Origin of the sequence: Sulfurospirillum arsenophilum NBRC 109478 (assembly GCF_000813345.1) — a bacterium.
Taxonomy (GTDB): Bacteria; Campylobacterota; Campylobacteria; order Campylobacterales; family Sulfurospirillaceae; genus Sulfurospirillum; species Sulfurospirillum arsenophilum.
On record NZ_BBQF01000001.1, the window covers coordinates 726946 to 741538 of the forward strand.

A 14593-nucleotide genomic window follows, 5' to 3' on the forward strand; every position below is an offset into this window, starting at 1 on the left:
CGAAAGAGGCGTTGTAAAAAACTAGGTTCCATTGGAACTTTAAATTGAAGTATATCAAAAAATAGAAGAAAGTAGGCTAGATGGAGTTTACATGTAAAGAGTCAAAAAGGCTGGATGCTGCCATGAGCGAAGCTTTGGAATTACCACGCAATCAAGTCGAAAAACTCATTAAAAACGTGGGTGTCAATGTGGATGGAAAGCTTATCACTAAATGTAGTTTCAAGCTGAATGAAGGCAATGTCGTTCAGTATGAATTTGTCCAAGCAGAAGAAAATCCAAGCAGTTATGAAGTTAATTTTGACGTGCCTATTTTATACGAAGATGATGATCTTTTGGTGATTAATAAACCTCCTTTTTTAACGGTTCATGGAGCACCCAGTGTGAAAGAAGCAACACTGGTGGATTGGCTTAAATTTAAGGGTATTAACCTCTCAACGATCAGTGGAGAAGAGCGTCATGGCATTGTGCATCGTATCGATAAAGAGACGAGTGGCGCACTGGTAATTGCTAAAAATAACGAAGCTCATTTAAGCCTTTCATCGCAACTGGAAGATAAAAGTATGGGCAGGTATTATCTTGCAATGATTGATTTACCGCTTAAAGATAATATGGTGGTGGAGCTACCCATAGGGCGCAGTCCTAATAATCGCTTGAAAATGGATGTTGCAAAGCGTGATGGAAGAGTGGCGAAAAGTGCTTTTTCAAAACTTGTAACATCACGTGATGGTAAAAAAGAGCTGATTGCTGCAAAACTTTTTACAGGGCGAACGCATCAGATTAGAGTTCACCTCCAAGCCCTCTCTCGCCATATCTTGGGAGATAGTTTATACGGCTTTAAGAGCCAAAATGGTACAATACCAAGAGTTATGTTACACGCATACATTTTGTATTTAAAACATCCTAGAACAGGGCAATTTTTACAAATACATGCCCCATTATGGGATGATTTTGATGCTTATTTATCACACCATTTCAGTAAGGAAGAGATACATGAAAAAATTACTTTGGATAGTATCGTTAGTGGCTTTGAGTCTCATGATAGGTGGCTGCACAAAGACGCTTGAAACGCCGAAAGAACCCGTTGTTGACGCTTCTTTACCTCGTATAGAGGGAATTCGCACACTTGCAGGTGCAACAGAAGTCGGTTTTGAATGGACTCCTATTTACAGTGAACAGATAGAAGGGTACTACTTGTACCGCATGGAAGGCAATAGCATGAAAAAAATTGCCACCATTAAAGACAAATACGTATCGCACTATGTCGATACAAAATTAAAACCAAATTCTAACTATTCTTATCAAATGAGTACGTACTCGTCGGATAAACATGAATCTGCGCTAAGTTCTGTAGTAAGTGTAACAACGACAGGTCCCGTTACCAATACAGTCACACTAGGTTCGATTGATTCTGTTTCGTTTATCAATGCCGTTTCAGGACTTCCTGCTCGTATTAAAATCATTTGGCGACCACATTCTGTAGAGACGGTAGAGTACTATATCATCGAGCGTAATGAGTACAAATCTACTTCATGGGACGAAGTTGATAAAGTCAAAGGTAGATTGAATGCCGAATACATCGATCAAGATGTTAAAGACAACTATGTCTATCGTTATCGCGTGAAAGTCAAAACTTCTGATGGTGTTGTCTCAAAACCAAGTGATACTGTTGAAGCGCATTCAAAGCCTTTGCCTCGGGGTATTACCGGTGTAAAAGCAACGTCTGATTTGCCTAAAAAAATTATATTGACATGGAATGCTGCGACGGCTAGCGATTTTTCCTATTATAAAGTCTATCGTTCTCCAACATCGAGTTTGTTGTATAGCTTCTATGGTAAAACCAAAAACACAGAATTTGAAGACTTAATCAATGACAATGGCAAAACATACTACTACAAAGTGGTTGCAGTTGATGTTGATGGACTGGAATCAAAACAAGATGGCCCAACAGCAGGTATGACACTCTCAGCATTGAATGCTCCTGTCGTAAGTTCTGCTAAGTACGATGGTAGCTCCATCTCTATTGCCTGGGGTGGTGATGATAATGCTATTAAATACAGCATTACCAAAGAGTTTGAAATGGCTGGTAAAACACAAAAACAGACGTTTACAGGCATTTTTGAGAGTAACTTTGTTGATCAAGATGTTGTTCGCGGTGTTGAGTATAAATACAATATTATTGCTCTTGACAAATACGGTATTGCTTCGAATCCTTCTGATAGTGTTGTTATCAAGACACCAAAGGAATAACAGTAGCTAATGCCAAATTTTCATACGCAAACATTAAAACCATTAAGCTACCCTTGCACGTATAACGAGACCACCTTTAGTTACGAAGCCCACTCCAAAAGGGGCAATAAACTGGTCATGGCTTCGATGCAAGGGGAGCAACTCCTTATTCGTATTCATCAAAAAGAGGATGGCGTTCTTCTTGTTAAAGGCGACAAAGTCACTCGCCCCACACAAGCCTCTTTTTTGCAAAAAGTATTGATGGATTTTCGTGATCTGAGTGAAGCCAAAGAGATTTTTTCCAATATTGAGCCGAAAAAGTTTTTACATGTAAAGCATTCTCCTTACCTCAAAGAGATCGAATTTTTTGCAACGCATTTTGATGTTGAGCGTGAAATTTGGGTAGAGATTGGCTTTGGAAGTGGACGACATCTCCTCCATCAAGCAAAGAAACATCCGCATATTCAGTTTATTGGATTGGAGATTCATAAGCCCTCCATTGAGCAGGTTTTAAAGCAGTGTGAGCTTCAAAATATTGAGAATATTCTTGTGATTGACTATGATGCACGCCTTTTTATGGAATTTTTACCTTCCAATGTTGTAGGGCGCATCTTTGTGCATTTCCCTGTGCCTTGGGATAAAAAACCGCATCGTCGTGTCTTCTCAGCCGCTTTCATTGAAGAAGCGCTCCGAGTTTTACATGTAAAGGGTACACTAGAGCTTAGAACCGACAGTCCGCTCTATTTTGAGTTCTCTTTTGGACAAATGATGCTACTTTCTCGCTCGGACGTACATGTTAAGAAAAATGCTGAGTTGGAGATAACCAGCAAGTATGAAGACCGTTGGCGTAAAATGGAAAAGGACATTTATGATGTCATTTTAACCAATGAAATTACAGCGGAGCCTATCCCAAAATTAGGCACATTGCATTTTGATGAAGAAGTAGATTTTTCCAAAATTCGAGATGCTTTTAAAGATGACCTTTTACGTGGTGATGGCTTTTTTGTCCATTTTGAAGAGCTGTTTGAAATCGATGATAAAAGCGGACTCATTCGTCTCTCTTTTGGCGCGAATGAACGCAATGAGAAGTGTTTTATACAGATTCAAGAGGGCAAGGTAACGTATCTTCCTGAGACAATTTTAGCAACTAAAAACAATAGCGCTGCGCACAACTTAATTAAAGAGTGGTTTCATGGAATATGTGATTAAAGCCACTGGCTTAAATATTAGCTATGGCAGAGATGAGCCTATCATTACCGATGCTAGTATGCAGATTAAAGCACAAGAGTTTGTCTTTATTACGGGCAAAAGCGGTAGTGGAAAATCGACGATTATCAAGTCGCTTTACGGTGAACTTTTCCCAAATCATGGAAGCCTCAATGTGTGTGGTATTGATTTTAAAAATATTAGCAGCTCTAAGCTCAATCTCTTAAGGCGTTATTTGGGCGTGGTTTTTCAAGACTATAAACTGATCGATGAGTGGACGGTTGAGCAAAATGTGATGCTGCCTCTTATCATTGGTGGCTTTTCAAAAAGTGTCTGTATTAAACAAGCGCACAAGCTTTTAAAACATGTCAAATTATTGCATAAAATTAACAAGTACCCTTATGAACTTAGTGGCGGCGAACAGCAACGTGTCGCTATGGCAAGGGCTTTAGCACATAATCCTGTGCTTATTTTGGCGGATGAGCCAACGGGTAACTTGGATAGCTACTCCAGTGAAGTCATCTGGAATCTACTCAAAGGTGCAAAAGAGCATTTAGGGACAACGGTGCTGGTTGTAACACACAATATTCCCTCAACATTGGGAATTGATTATAAACACTATTTCCTAGAAGGTGGCGTATTGCATGAGGTCAGTTAGCAGTCATTTTTCAATTATGATCTCTGTTTTTGTTCTGCTCTTTTCATTTCAATTTACGAATGTGATTAAGAGTATTGTGAATGATTATGCGACCAAAATTGTTAATGATTATGCCATTGTTGTTGTCTCCTCAGCAGAGCTCAAAGAAGAAGAGCTTAAAAAACAGATCCCTGAGATTGAAAGCTTATCGGAAATTAGCAGCAAGAAAATTTTAGATCGTCTCAAAAATGATATGTCTTCTAAAAACTTATCGCTTTTACAAGTGGCACTTCCTAAGTTTTACTCTTTGAAACTTGAATCCATCCCTAACAAAAAAAGAGTTGAGACTATTAAGCAAAAGCTTATGAGTATTAACACGATCTCACGGATTGAAACGTTTGCAAAAACACATGAGAAGATGTTCAAGATGTTGCAGCTTTTGCAAGCGATGGTCTATATTTTTGCCTTTTTCGTAGCCTTTGTTGCAATTCTTCTTATCTTTAAGCAGATTCGTATTTGGACGTATGAACACAGTCGTCGCATGTCCATTATGACGCTTTTTGGTGCCTCATTCTTTATGAAAAGTGCTATGTTATACCGTATGACCTTGGTTGATTCTTTGGTAAGCTCGATTGTTGTCTGTGCACTCTATATTGTTGCCCCAAAATTAGCGATTGTCAAAGATTTTGCTGCCGAACTTGACATTATGATTCCTGAGTTTAATCTTCTTTTTGAGGGAGGCACACTCATCGGCGCTTCGATTATTTTTGCATTGGTTTCTGTAACGATTGTTTCTCGTAAAATAGGACGTGTATGAGACTATGGTGTTTGCGTGTGGCACTGTTCTTGCCACTCATTTTGGTAGCGGCTCCCAATACAACGCAAAAAATTGATGAAAAAGCAAAAACACTGCAAGAAAAGCTTCAAACCGAAAAGCAAATTCATGGAAAGTTGCAAGATATTGCTAATGATATTGTGAATGAAGAGAAGGATATTGAAAAGATTAAAGATAAGATCGAAGATCTTGGTCGTAACATCAATGAGTCACAAGAGACAGTATCTCGTAAAAATGAATACCTTGATAAACTGACTAAAGATACCCAACAGCTCTCTTCGCAAAAGAGAGATTTAGAGCAAAAAATCATTAAAATTATTGCCGAAGATTTCTCTTTTTATTTGGTTTCTGATAGCGATTATTTAGACAATGAAGATGGTATATTAGTGGATGAAGTGCTTCAAAAAATGGATACGATTATGCGTAAGGAGTTTGGAAAACTCTCATCTGATTATAAGCAAGTAAATGATCAAATCTATTCTCAGAGCCAAGAGATCAAAACCATTCACGGTGAAATCCAGAGCGCTAAAAGTAAAAAAGATGAGTTGGTGGCACTTGAGAAAAAGCGTGAAAGTTCGGTTATAGCGCTTAATACAAAAAAAGAGGGCTATAAAAAGCAGTTGGATGATATTGCCAAAGAACGTGATGAAATTCGTACAACCCTTGAACAGCTCAAAATTATTAAAGTACAAGAAGAGAGTAAAATTTTAGCGGAAAAAAATGCTGCTGCGGCTAAAAGGGATAAAGGTCCTAGCACTGTAGGTGGTGGAGACAATAGCATCAGGCAAATTGGCTCTTCGTATCAAAACAGTAATGTTAAAAAATATGTGGGGGAGCGTACCATTGCTCCACTCGATGGTTACAGTGTCAAACGTAAATTTGGTGATTATGTCGATCCTATCTATAAAATTAAAATTTTTAATGAATCCGTTGTTTTGGCTTCTTCAACTCCTGATGCTACGGTCAAAAGTGTTCTCAATGGCAAAGTCATTTTTGCTAAAGATACGGCTTCAATGGAAAAAGTAGTTATTATCGAAAATAGTGATGAAATTCATACTATTTATGCACACCTCTCTAAAATTGCACCAACAATCCAAGTTGGGCAAAAAATCAAAAAAGGATATGTCATTGGTCGTATTGACAATGACTTAACGTTCGAAGTAACCCAAAAGAATTTTCATATTGATCCACTTGAGTTGATTGCAAAGTAACTTTTTAGGTCTTTTAGGATAAAATAAAGAAGTTTTCTATGCCTAAGATGCAGAAAGGTTTATACAATATGGAGAAGAGAAAAAGGGTTTTAGTTAAGTTCTCTGGTGAAGCGCTTGCTGGTGATAATGGGTTTGGTATTGACACTTCTATTTTAAAATTTATTGCGGATGAAATTAAATCATTGGTAATTCATAATATTGAAGTGGGTATCGTCATCGGCGGAGGCAATATTATTCGTGGTGTGAGTGCGGCAAAAGACGGTATTATCAAGCGGACTAGTGGCGATTATATGGGAATGCTATCAACCGTGATTAATAGCATTGCAATGCAAGAAGCGCTTGAACACACAGGAATGGAAGTACGCGTTCAAAGTGCGATTAAAATGGAAGCTATTTGCGAGACATTTATTGTAAGACGTGCGCAACGTCATTTTGAAAAAGGACGAATTGTTATTTTTGCCGCAGGCACAGGTAACCCTTTCTTTACAACCGACACAGCTGCAACACTTCGTGCTATCGAAATTGGCGCGGATATGATTATTAAAGCGACCAAAGTGGATGGCGTGTATGACAAAGATCCTAAAAAATTCCCTGATGCCGTGAAGCTCCGAGAATTGACGTATGATAGAGCCATGGATGACAATATCAAAGTCATGGACGATACCTCTATCGCTCTTGCAAAAGATAACAATTTACCAATCGTTATTTGCAATATGTTTGCAAAAGGGAATCTACAGAAAATTATTGAAGGCAACTTAGAGAGTTGCTCTATTGTTAGAAATAAATAAGGAAAAAAAATGGAAAGAACAGAAGAAATTACAGCAAGAGCTTTGTCTCTTGTCGGACAAGATCGTTATAAATTGGTTATGATGGTTTCAAAAAGAGCAGATCAATTATCAAACGGTGCAGAGCCATTGATTAAAGCGGATAAAAACAAACAAAAGTTTACAGACATCGCTCTTCTTGAAATTGCTGAAGGCAAAATTAGATTAGAATCTATTACTGATTTATAGCAGTCTGAAACTTGGAAGAGTTAGTCGAAATTGTTAAAGAGTGTAAGCGCTCTGATAAAGCGGTCGAACTCTTATACAAATATATCAAGCCAACACCAAATATTGAAAAAGCAGTTGCCTTTACGATAGCCAAACATCAAGGGCAGTATCGTAAAAGCGGTGAAGAGTACGTTATTCATCCTATTTTAGTGTGCGTTTTTGTAGGCTACTTGGGTGGTGATGAATCGATGATCGTCGCTGGCTTATTACACGACGTTGTTGAAGATACTTCGTGTTCAACCGAAGAAATTAAAGCAATGTTTGGTGAAGAAGTAGGGCATCTGGTCGATGGTTTGACAAAGATCGTTGAGATACGTGATGTTGAGCTTATTCCTTCCTCTTCCAATGACAAACTGGTAGCTTCGGCTCTGACTTTCCGCAAAATGCTCATTGCCTCTATTCGCGATGTACGTGTTTTAGTGGTTAAGTTGTGTGATCGTCTCCACAACATGCTTACTCTTGCCGCACTTGATCCTATCAAACAGCGCCGTATTGCAGAAGAGACCTTAGTGGTTTATGCTCCTATCGCGCACCGTTTGGGTATCTCATCTATTAAAAATCTTTTAGAAGATTTTAGTTTTTACTATGTCATGCCTAATGAGTACAATAAAATCGATGGTTACATCACAGAACATGGTCAACAACTCCAACTGCGCCTCAACCATTTTATTTCTAAAATTAAAAATCATATGCTCAAAGAGGGTTTTATTGAGAGCGATTTTACGATCCAAAAGCGCGTTAAACACTACTATTCCATTTATCTTAAAATGCAACGTAAAGGCGTTACCATTGAAGAGGTTTTGGATCTTTTAGCGATTCGTATTATTGTACGAACACCTATTGATTGTTACAAAGCACTTGGCATTGTCCATCAACATTTTAAGCCCCTTACGTCTCGTTTTAAAGATTATATCGCTATTCCTAAAGAGAATGGCTACCAGACCATTCATACCACTGTTTTTGATGATAAATCGATTGTTGAGTCACAAATCAGAACGTATGATATGAATAAAACCGCTGAGTACGGCGTTGCTGCGCATTGGAAATATAAATCAGGCGGACTTAATCCTAAATTGGATTGGCTGAATGAGCTTAATAACCAAAATGAAGAGATCGAAAATATTGAAGATTTTTACGCCATTGCCAAAGACAATCTCTACAGTGAAGATATCGCGGTATTCTCGCCAAAAGGTGACATCTTTACACTTCCTCGTGGTGCAACGGTTTTAGATTTTGCGTATGAAGTGCATACCGAGGTTGGAACCTATGCGGATGAAGCATACGTTAACAAGCAAAAAGTCCCTCTTTTAAGTGAGCTTAAAAATGGTGATATTGTACGCATTGTGACTTCCAAAGAGCCAAAGTATCGTTGCAGTTGGATCAATAGCGTTAAAACAGGAAAAGCAAAAAGTACTATCCAGTCGAATTGTCGTCAAAAAATCAAAGAGGTTAACCACAAAGTTGCCATTAAAATTCTTGCTCATGTTTTTGGTGTTGCCGAAAATAAGATAGAAGCGTGGGTTGAACAAGAACATGCAATGAAGAAGATTTTTAGGATAGCCACCGATTCCATCTACTTACAAGATGTTTCCAATACGTTAAAACTCTATGCCATGCAAGATACATTGCTTTTCCCATTGCTCAAAAAAGATCGTTATCACATTAAAAAACAGAAGTTTGAAAACATCGTTATCTATTCCAATCATCATATTTCTAACGTCTATTTTGACTATTGTTGTCATCCTAAACGAGGTGATGATATCGTCGGATTTAAAAAAGGGAATGATGTCTTTGTTCATCATAAATTGTGTGAACGTGCGGCTACATTAATGGAAGAGTATGAGCCAATGGTCTTTGTAAAATGGACTAAAGAAGCGCCAGATCGTTACAAGTTGATTGTTAGTCTTGAGAATAAGAAGGGTTCTTTAGCGGCATTTTTAGCTTATTTGGCTAAAATGCAGATCAATCTGGTCACCATAGAGCTTGGAAAAGCCGAAGATGAGGGCCATGCAGACTATTTTGAGATGATTTTAGAATTGCCTGATAAAAATGTCAGTGCTGTACGTGAAAACCTCAAAGGAAAATATCGCGTGATCGAATTTGTTTCGGTCAATGATGCTTATAAATAATCGAAGAAGGAAATAAGAGATATGGATATGCGGATTCAAAATGCGCTTCAAGAGATCAAAAGAGGCATTAGTGAGATTATTGATGAAGAGCGTATTGTTACATTACTCAAAAATTATTTTGAAAAAGGTGAAACATTTTTAGTCAAAGCAGGGTTTGATCCAACGGCTCCGGATCTTCACTTGGGCCATACGGTTTTACTTCAAAAAATGGCACTGCTTCAAAAATTTGGCGCAGTCGTACAATTTTTAATTGGTGATTTTACAGGCATGATCGGTGATCCAACCGGTAAAAATGAGACACGTAAAAAACTCACTCGCGAAGTTGTTTTAGCTAATGCGCAAAGTTATAAAGAACAAGTTTTTAAAATTTTAGATCCTGAAAAAACAGTGGTTATGTTTAACTCGGAATGGTTAAGTTCACTGGGTGCAAGTGGCTTAATTGAACTTACAACGACATTTAGTGTTGCTCGTATGCTAGAGCGTGAAGATTTTGAGAAACGTTATAAGTCTCAAATGCCTATTTCTATCAGTGAGTTTTTATACCCACTGCTTCAAGGCTATGACAGTGTTGCGATGAAAAGTGACATCGAAATGGGCGGAACCGATCAGAAGTTTAATCTTTTGATGGGACGTCATATGCAACGTACCTATAACATTGGTAAAGAGCAAGCGGTTGTTATGATGCCTCTGCTTGAAGGGTTAGATGGCGTTAATAAAATGAGCAAATCTTTGGGTAATTACATTGGTGTAACAGACGTCCCAAGCGAAATGTTTGGCAAGATGCTCAGTATCAGTGATGAATTGATGTGGCGCTATTATGAACTGCTAAGTACCAAAAGTTTAGAAGAGATCGCACTCCTTAAAAAAGATGTTGAAGCAGGTATTGTGCATCCAAAACATGCCAAAGAAATGATCGCTTTAGAGATAATAGAACGTTACCATAGTAAAGTAGAAGCCTTAGAAGCAAAGGCAGAATTTGATCGAGTACATTCTCAAAATGAGATTCCAACAGACATTGAAACGTCTACATGTAATGAATCGCCGATCTGGATTGCTAAAGCTTTGGTCGATTGTGGATTAGAAGCTTCAACGTCTCAAGCAAGACGCGACATCAAACAAGGTGCCGTAAAACTTGACCAAGAAAAAGTAGATGATGACCAGCTACAACTTGAATGTGGAGAGTATATCCTGCAAGTCGGTAAGCGTAAATTTGTTAAGTTAAAGGTGCAATAATGTCACTGAATGCTCTTAAAATCGGCAAATACACGATTGAATATCCTATTGTTCAAGGTGGTATGGGACTAGGAATAAGCTGGGATAAGCTTGCAGGAACAGTAAGTTTAGAAGGCGGTTTAGGTGTCATTAGCTCTGTTGGAACAGGCTACTATGAGAACACACACTTTAGCAAGAAAAATATCAATACACGTCCTTTTGAAACAGAGAATTTCTACTCAAAAACAGCATTAACGGCGATTGTAGAAAATGCACGTAAAATCTGTGGTTCTAAACCACTGGCTATGAATATTCTCTATGCGATTAATGATTATGAACGCGTCATCAAAGACTCCTGTGAGGCAGGGGTTAATATTATCATTACGGGTGCTGGTCTTCCAACCAATATGCCTGAATTTACAGCTGACTATCCTGATGTTGCACTTGTCCCCATTGTCTCTTCGGCTAAGGCACTTAAAATTATCTGTAAACGTTGGACACAACGCTATAACCGTCTGCCTGATGCGATTGTTGTTGAGGGACCACTTAGTGGTGGGCACCAAGGTTTTACGTATGAGCAGTGCAGTCAAGAAGAGTATCAACTTGAAAATTTAATAGCACCTATTAAAGAAGAGATCAAAGCATGGGGAGATTTCCCACTTATTGCCGCAGGTGGTATTTGGGATCGTTCGGATATCGATAAAATGATTGCCTTAGGTGCTGATGGTGTACAAATGGGAACACGCTTTATTGGAACGCATGAATGTGATGCCGATAAAAACTTTAAAGAAGTCCTATTAAAAGCGCAAAAAGAAGACATTCAACTTTTCAAATCACCTGTTGGCTATCCTGCTAGGGGAGTTCGAACGAATTTGATTCGTATGGTTGAAAAAAGAGAAGGTCCGGCAATTCGCTGTATCAGCAATTGTGTTAGCCCTTGCCATAGAGGTCAAGAGGCAAAAGCTGTAGGCTACTGTATCGCAGATAGTTTAAGTGATGCGTATATGGGAAAATTGGAAACGGGGCTCTTTTTTACAGGAGCAAACGGTTTTAAACTTAATGAAATTATTAGTGTGAAAGAGCTCATTGCAAAGTTGGTACATGGGGAAGCAAATTAGATCATTTGTTATTTTGCTGTTGACATGTATAGCGCTTTTTGGCGCACCTAATTACATGCAACAGCTTGAGCAGTATGATGCCCAAATGAAGGGCGCGAATAATGACGAGATGCTACGCGTCTTTCATGGACTCAAAGCAGTCTATATTCAAGCCATTATTTCTGGAGATGAAAACCTCAAAAAAGAGACGTTAGAGCGCCTCATTAAAACGGCAAAACTACTGAAACTTGATGCCTCAAAATATGAGTCAGAACTAGCTACTTTAGGTAGAGATACTAAAAAATCAGCTCCATCTAAACCACTGATTCCACCTCCTGCTGCGGAAGAGAGCTTTGAGTCATCTAGGAGTAGTGCTAGCAACACTGTTTCGACGGTTCCTGCAGCAACTTCTACAGCGTCATCATCATCTTCGTTCAAAGAGAATAAAGTTGTGACCGCACCAGCATCCAGTACATCAGGAACAATACAAACCTCTTCATCTCTTCCAAAAAATTATAATGGTAGCAATGTCTTACATCATGTGAAAACAAGTGAAGAAGAAATTGTGCTTGATTTTGGCTCCGCTGTTACTGAAAGCAGTGTTAAAGTTTTTGTGCTTAAAACGGCAGATGGCTATAAAAAAATCATTGATATCCCTGCCATCATTATGAATGCACCCCTTACCATTGCAACACCGAAAAAGTTACAAGGATTACGCATTAGCCAGTACAATGCCAATGCCATTCGCATTATTTTAGATGCTCCAACTGCTTTTGAAACATATGTGAGCGTTTTAGATACACAAGTGATTTTATCGCTCAATAAAAAACCAATTTTGACTGAAAAAAGAATCATGACACCCGCACCAGTTGCTGAAATACCAAAAAAAGCACCTGTTGTTGCATCTACACCTGAACCAGCTTCCAAATCTTACACGGCAACGGCTTCTGCACTAGAAACTCCCGTTGCACCAAGTAAAGCCACACCATCATCCAACAAAAAAGGGCTAAAACGCGATAAGACAATTGTGATTGATGCAGGGCATGGTGGCAAGGATGCAGGTGCAATTGGCTATAAGCAACGCATGGAAAAGCATCTTGTTCTTGAAATGGCATTGCAACTAGGAAAAGAGCTTAAATCACGAGGCTATAAAGTTTTTTACACACGTCAGAGCGATGAATTTATTGATCTTAGAGATCGTACGAAAGTCGCCAATGATAAAAATGCTGATCTATTTATTTCTATCCATGCTAATGCTGCACCCAATGAAGTCAAAAAGCTTTCTATGAAAGGGTTAGAGACATTTTTTCTCTCTCCTGATCGATCAGAACGTTCTAAAAACGTAGCTGCTTTAGAAAATCAATCAACTATGGAAGAGATGGATTTTTACTCTAAAGAGACCTTCTTAAATGTCTTTAATCGGGAGAAAATCGTTCTTTCAAATAAAGTGGCAATTGATGTGCAATCAAGTATGCTCAAAAGTGTAAGGAAAAAATACAGTGTTGAAGATGGAGGGGTAAGAGAAGCACCATTTTGGGTTTTAGTGGGTGCAACGATGCCTTCTGTTTTAATTGAAGTAGGTTATATTAGCAATCCGGAAGAATCCGATAATATGTTCAATCCTCAGTACCAAAAGCAGCTTGTGGATGGTATCAGTGATGGTCTTGATCAGTATTATACTAACAATCCCTGATCGTTTTCCCTTTTGCTAGAGCTGCATCTTTAAAATAGCGTGACCACTGCTCTACCAAAGCTTGTTTTGTGTGTGCAAGGTAAATCTCAACAATGCGTTTATCTCCCACAAAGCGTGGTAATGACGAGAAGTTCAGCTCTTTGGGAAGGGCTTCCATAATTTCAATCAAATCATTTTCCGTTGAGTCCACCACAAATGAAGTGCTGTAGAGCTTAGGTTGCATTAGGAAATGCTTATCCAGAGCTTCTTGCACCATAGGCCACGCCATTGAGGGGAATCCGGGTGTAAAAAAGAAACGGTTAAAAAGCGAAAAGCCAGGCACGTGATTGACCACATTGTGTAAAAGTTCGGATGAGGGTGGAAGCATTGCCATGTTAATGCGGTACGGATACGCCTCATCTCCAAACTGGTTGACAATGAGCTCTTTTGCTTTTACATGTAAAGCTAAAGGCTCTCCTGTAAAGACTTCACTGGCAATGGCACGCGTAAGATCATCGGGTGTTGCACCAATACCTCCAAAGCAAAACATCACACTCTTTGGATCTTGTAAAATCATATTGAAACAGTTTTGGATGAGGGCAGGGGAATCTTGAATAACGAGACTTCCTACATGTAAAAGTCCGCGGTTTTGTAGCTCTTGGTTAAGAAAGGTGAAGTGTTTATCTACTCTGCGACCATTGAGAAGCTCAGTCCCAATGATGACAGAGTAGAAATGGTGCATTTAGATATTGCTTTTAACGAAGCTTTCCATCTCACTTACGATCTCTTCGATGGTACGTTCGCCATTGATTTTATGAAGAAGGTTTTTAGCACCGTAAAATGCTTGAATTCCTGCTAAGGGCTCTGTGTAAACTTTCATACGGTTTTTGAAGACTTGAACGTTGTCATCAGCGCCTCTTGCACGTCCTAAAACACGGTCACATGCGACTTGCTCGCTGACTTCTACTTCAATGACAGATACCAGTTTAACGGCTGTCTCTTGAGCGAGAATGGCATCAAGTGCTTTCATTTGCTCATCTGAACGTGGGAAGCCATCTATAAGGACAACATTTTTAGGGCTATTTTTGATAGCACTTACAATGGTATTGATAACGATATCAAGAGGGACAAGATTTCCAGCACTGACAAACGAATCAATCGTTTTACCAAGTTCACTACCACTTGCAACCTCGTCACGAAGCAACTCACCGGTTGAATAGTGTGCGATTACATCGCTGTTTTTTTCTGCGATAAGACTCGCATCCGTTGTTTTACCACTGCCTGGGGCGCCAATAATCAAAAATAGTTTCTTCATC

Annotated in this window: 14 protein-coding genes; 12 read left to right on the plus strand and 2 right to left on the minus strand. The window is 38.9% G+C overall.

All coding sequences use genetic code 11. The annotated features are described in order from the left end of the window. Positions 1-80: 80 nt before the first annotated feature. The 12 genes from SAR02S_RS03645 (at position 81) to SAR02S_RS03700 (ending at position 13298) form a co-directional block, all read left to right on the plus strand. Complete coding sequence (locus SAR02S_RS03645; protein WP_041956966.1) at positions 81-1064, plus strand: RluA family pseudouridine synthase; 984 nt, start codon at positions 81-83, stop codon at positions 1062-1064. Then, positions 991-2247 carry a fibronectin type III domain-containing protein gene (locus SAR02S_RS03650; RefSeq protein WP_232293979.1) on the plus strand — a complete coding sequence of 419 codons (1257 nt, stop codon included), beginning with the start codon at positions 991-993 and terminating at the stop codon, positions 2245-2247. Before SAR02S_RS03645 ends, SAR02S_RS03650 begins: the two co-directional genes overlap by 74 nt. A gap of 9 nt (positions 2248-2256) precedes the next feature. After that, the gene (trmB, locus tag SAR02S_RS03655) at positions 2257-3435 is read left to right on the plus strand and encodes a tRNA (guanosine(46)-N7)-methyltransferase TrmB (protein WP_041956968.1); all 1179 of its coding nucleotides are present in this window, start codon (positions 2257-2259) and stop codon (positions 3433-3435) included. Next, positions 3419-4090 carry a cell division ATP-binding protein FtsE gene (locus SAR02S_RS03660; protein WP_041956971.1) on the plus strand — a complete coding sequence of 224 codons (672 nt, stop codon included), beginning with the start codon at positions 3419-3421 and terminating at the stop codon, positions 4088-4090. Before trmB ends, SAR02S_RS03660 begins: the two co-directional genes overlap by 17 nt. Further along, entirely contained in the window at positions 4077-4886 is an 810-nt protein-coding gene (locus SAR02S_RS03665) for a cell division protein FtsX (RefSeq protein ID WP_041956974.1), read from the plus strand. Before SAR02S_RS03660 ends, SAR02S_RS03665 begins: the two co-directional genes overlap by 14 nt. Further along, positions 4883-6115 carry a murein hydrolase activator EnvC family protein gene (locus SAR02S_RS03670; RefSeq protein ID WP_041956975.1) on the plus strand — a complete coding sequence of 411 codons (1233 nt, stop codon included), beginning with the start codon at positions 4883-4885 and terminating at the stop codon, positions 6113-6115. The genes SAR02S_RS03665 and SAR02S_RS03670 overlap by 4 nt, the downstream gene beginning before the upstream one ends. A 68-nt stretch (positions 6116-6183) precedes the next feature. After that, positions 6184-6903, plus strand: coding sequence for a UMP kinase (gene pyrH / locus SAR02S_RS03675; protein WP_041957299.1), 720 nt, complete (start codon positions 6184-6186; stop codon positions 6901-6903). A 9-nt stretch (positions 6904-6912) separates the two neighbouring features. Further along, positions 6913-7128 (plus strand): DNA-directed RNA polymerase subunit omega, encoded by a 216-nt coding sequence (locus SAR02S_RS03680; protein ID WP_041956977.1) that lies wholly within the window; start codon positions 6913-6915, stop codon positions 7126-7128. A gap of 11 nt (positions 7129-7139) precedes the next feature. After that, positions 7140-9296 (plus strand): RelA/SpoT family protein, encoded by a 2157-nt coding sequence (locus tag SAR02S_RS03685; protein WP_041956979.1) that lies wholly within the window; start codon positions 7140-7142, stop codon positions 9294-9296. Positions 9297-9323: 27 nt separating this feature from the next. Then, the gene (tyrS, locus tag SAR02S_RS03690) at positions 9324-10529 is read left to right on the plus strand and encodes a tyrosine--tRNA ligase (RefSeq protein ID WP_041957301.1); all 1206 of its coding nucleotides are present in this window, start codon (positions 9324-9326) and stop codon (positions 10527-10529) included. Next, positions 10529-11626, plus strand: coding sequence for a nitronate monooxygenase (locus SAR02S_RS03695; RefSeq protein WP_041956982.1), 1098 nt, complete (start codon positions 10529-10531; stop codon positions 11624-11626). The genes tyrS and SAR02S_RS03695 overlap by 1 nt, the downstream gene beginning before the upstream one ends. Further along, positions 11595-13298 (plus strand): N-acetylmuramoyl-L-alanine amidase family protein, encoded by a 1704-nt coding sequence (locus SAR02S_RS03700; protein ID WP_232293980.1) that lies wholly within the window; start codon positions 11595-11597, stop codon positions 13296-13298. The genes SAR02S_RS03695 and SAR02S_RS03700 overlap by 32 nt, the downstream gene beginning before the upstream one ends. Here the strand turns inward: SAR02S_RS03700 and SAR02S_RS03705 are convergent. Together SAR02S_RS03705 and SAR02S_RS03710 are read right to left on the minus strand one after the other, a co-directional pair. After that, positions 13285-14019 carry a competence/damage-inducible protein A gene (locus SAR02S_RS03705; RefSeq protein ID WP_041956985.1) on the minus strand — a complete coding sequence of 245 codons (735 nt, stop codon included), beginning with the start codon at positions 14017-14019 and terminating at the stop codon, positions 13285-13287. The genes SAR02S_RS03700 and SAR02S_RS03705 overlap by 14 nt on opposite strands. Then, positions 14020-14592, minus strand: a complete 573-nt coding sequence (locus tag SAR02S_RS03710; RefSeq protein WP_041956987.1) for an adenylate kinase — start codon at positions 14590-14592, stop codon at positions 14020-14022. Between the last annotated feature and the right edge of the window lies 1 nt (position 14593).

What these genes read in the sequence shown, in the direction of transcription:
- SAR02S_RS03645 (WP_041956966.1), top strand. Translation starts at nt 81, where the DNA reads ATGGAGTTTACATGTAAAGAGTCAAAAAGGCTGGATGCTGCCATGAGC.
- SAR02S_RS03650 (WP_232293979.1), top strand. Translation starts at nt 991, where the DNA reads ATGAAAAAATTACTTTGGATAGTATCGTTAGTGGCTTTGAGTCTCATG.
- trmB (WP_041956968.1), top strand. Translation starts at nt 2,257, where the DNA reads ATGCCAAATTTTCATACGCAAACATTAAAACCATTAAGCTACCCTTGC.
- SAR02S_RS03660 (WP_041956971.1), top strand. Translation starts at nt 3,419, where the DNA reads ATGGAATATGTGATTAAAGCCACTGGCTTAAATATTAGCTATGGCAGA.
- SAR02S_RS03665 (WP_041956974.1), top strand. Translation starts at nt 4,077, where the DNA reads ATGAGGTCAGTTAGCAGTCATTTTTCAATTATGATCTCTGTTTTTGTT.
- SAR02S_RS03670 (WP_041956975.1), top strand. Translation starts at nt 4,883, where the DNA reads ATGAGACTATGGTGTTTGCGTGTGGCACTGTTCTTGCCACTCATTTTG.
- pyrH (WP_041957299.1), top strand. Translation starts at nt 6,184, where the DNA reads ATGGAGAAGAGAAAAAGGGTTTTAGTTAAGTTCTCTGGTGAAGCGCTT.
- SAR02S_RS03680 (WP_041956977.1), top strand. Translation starts at nt 6,913, where the DNA reads ATGGAAAGAACAGAAGAAATTACAGCAAGAGCTTTGTCTCTTGTCGGA.
- tyrS (WP_041957301.1), top strand. Translation starts at nt 9,324, where the DNA reads ATGCGGATTCAAAATGCGCTTCAAGAGATCAAAAGAGGCATTAGTGAG.
- SAR02S_RS03695 (WP_041956982.1), top strand. Translation starts at nt 10,529, where the DNA reads ATGTCACTGAATGCTCTTAAAATCGGCAAATACACGATTGAATATCCT.
- SAR02S_RS03705 (WP_041956985.1), bottom strand. Translation starts at nt 14,019, where the DNA reads ATGCACCATTTCTACTCTGTCATCATTGGGACTGAGCTTCTCAATGGT.
- SAR02S_RS03710 (WP_041956987.1), bottom strand. Translation starts at nt 14,592, where the DNA reads ATGAAGAAACTATTTTTGATTATTGGCGCCCCAGGCAGTGGTAAAACA.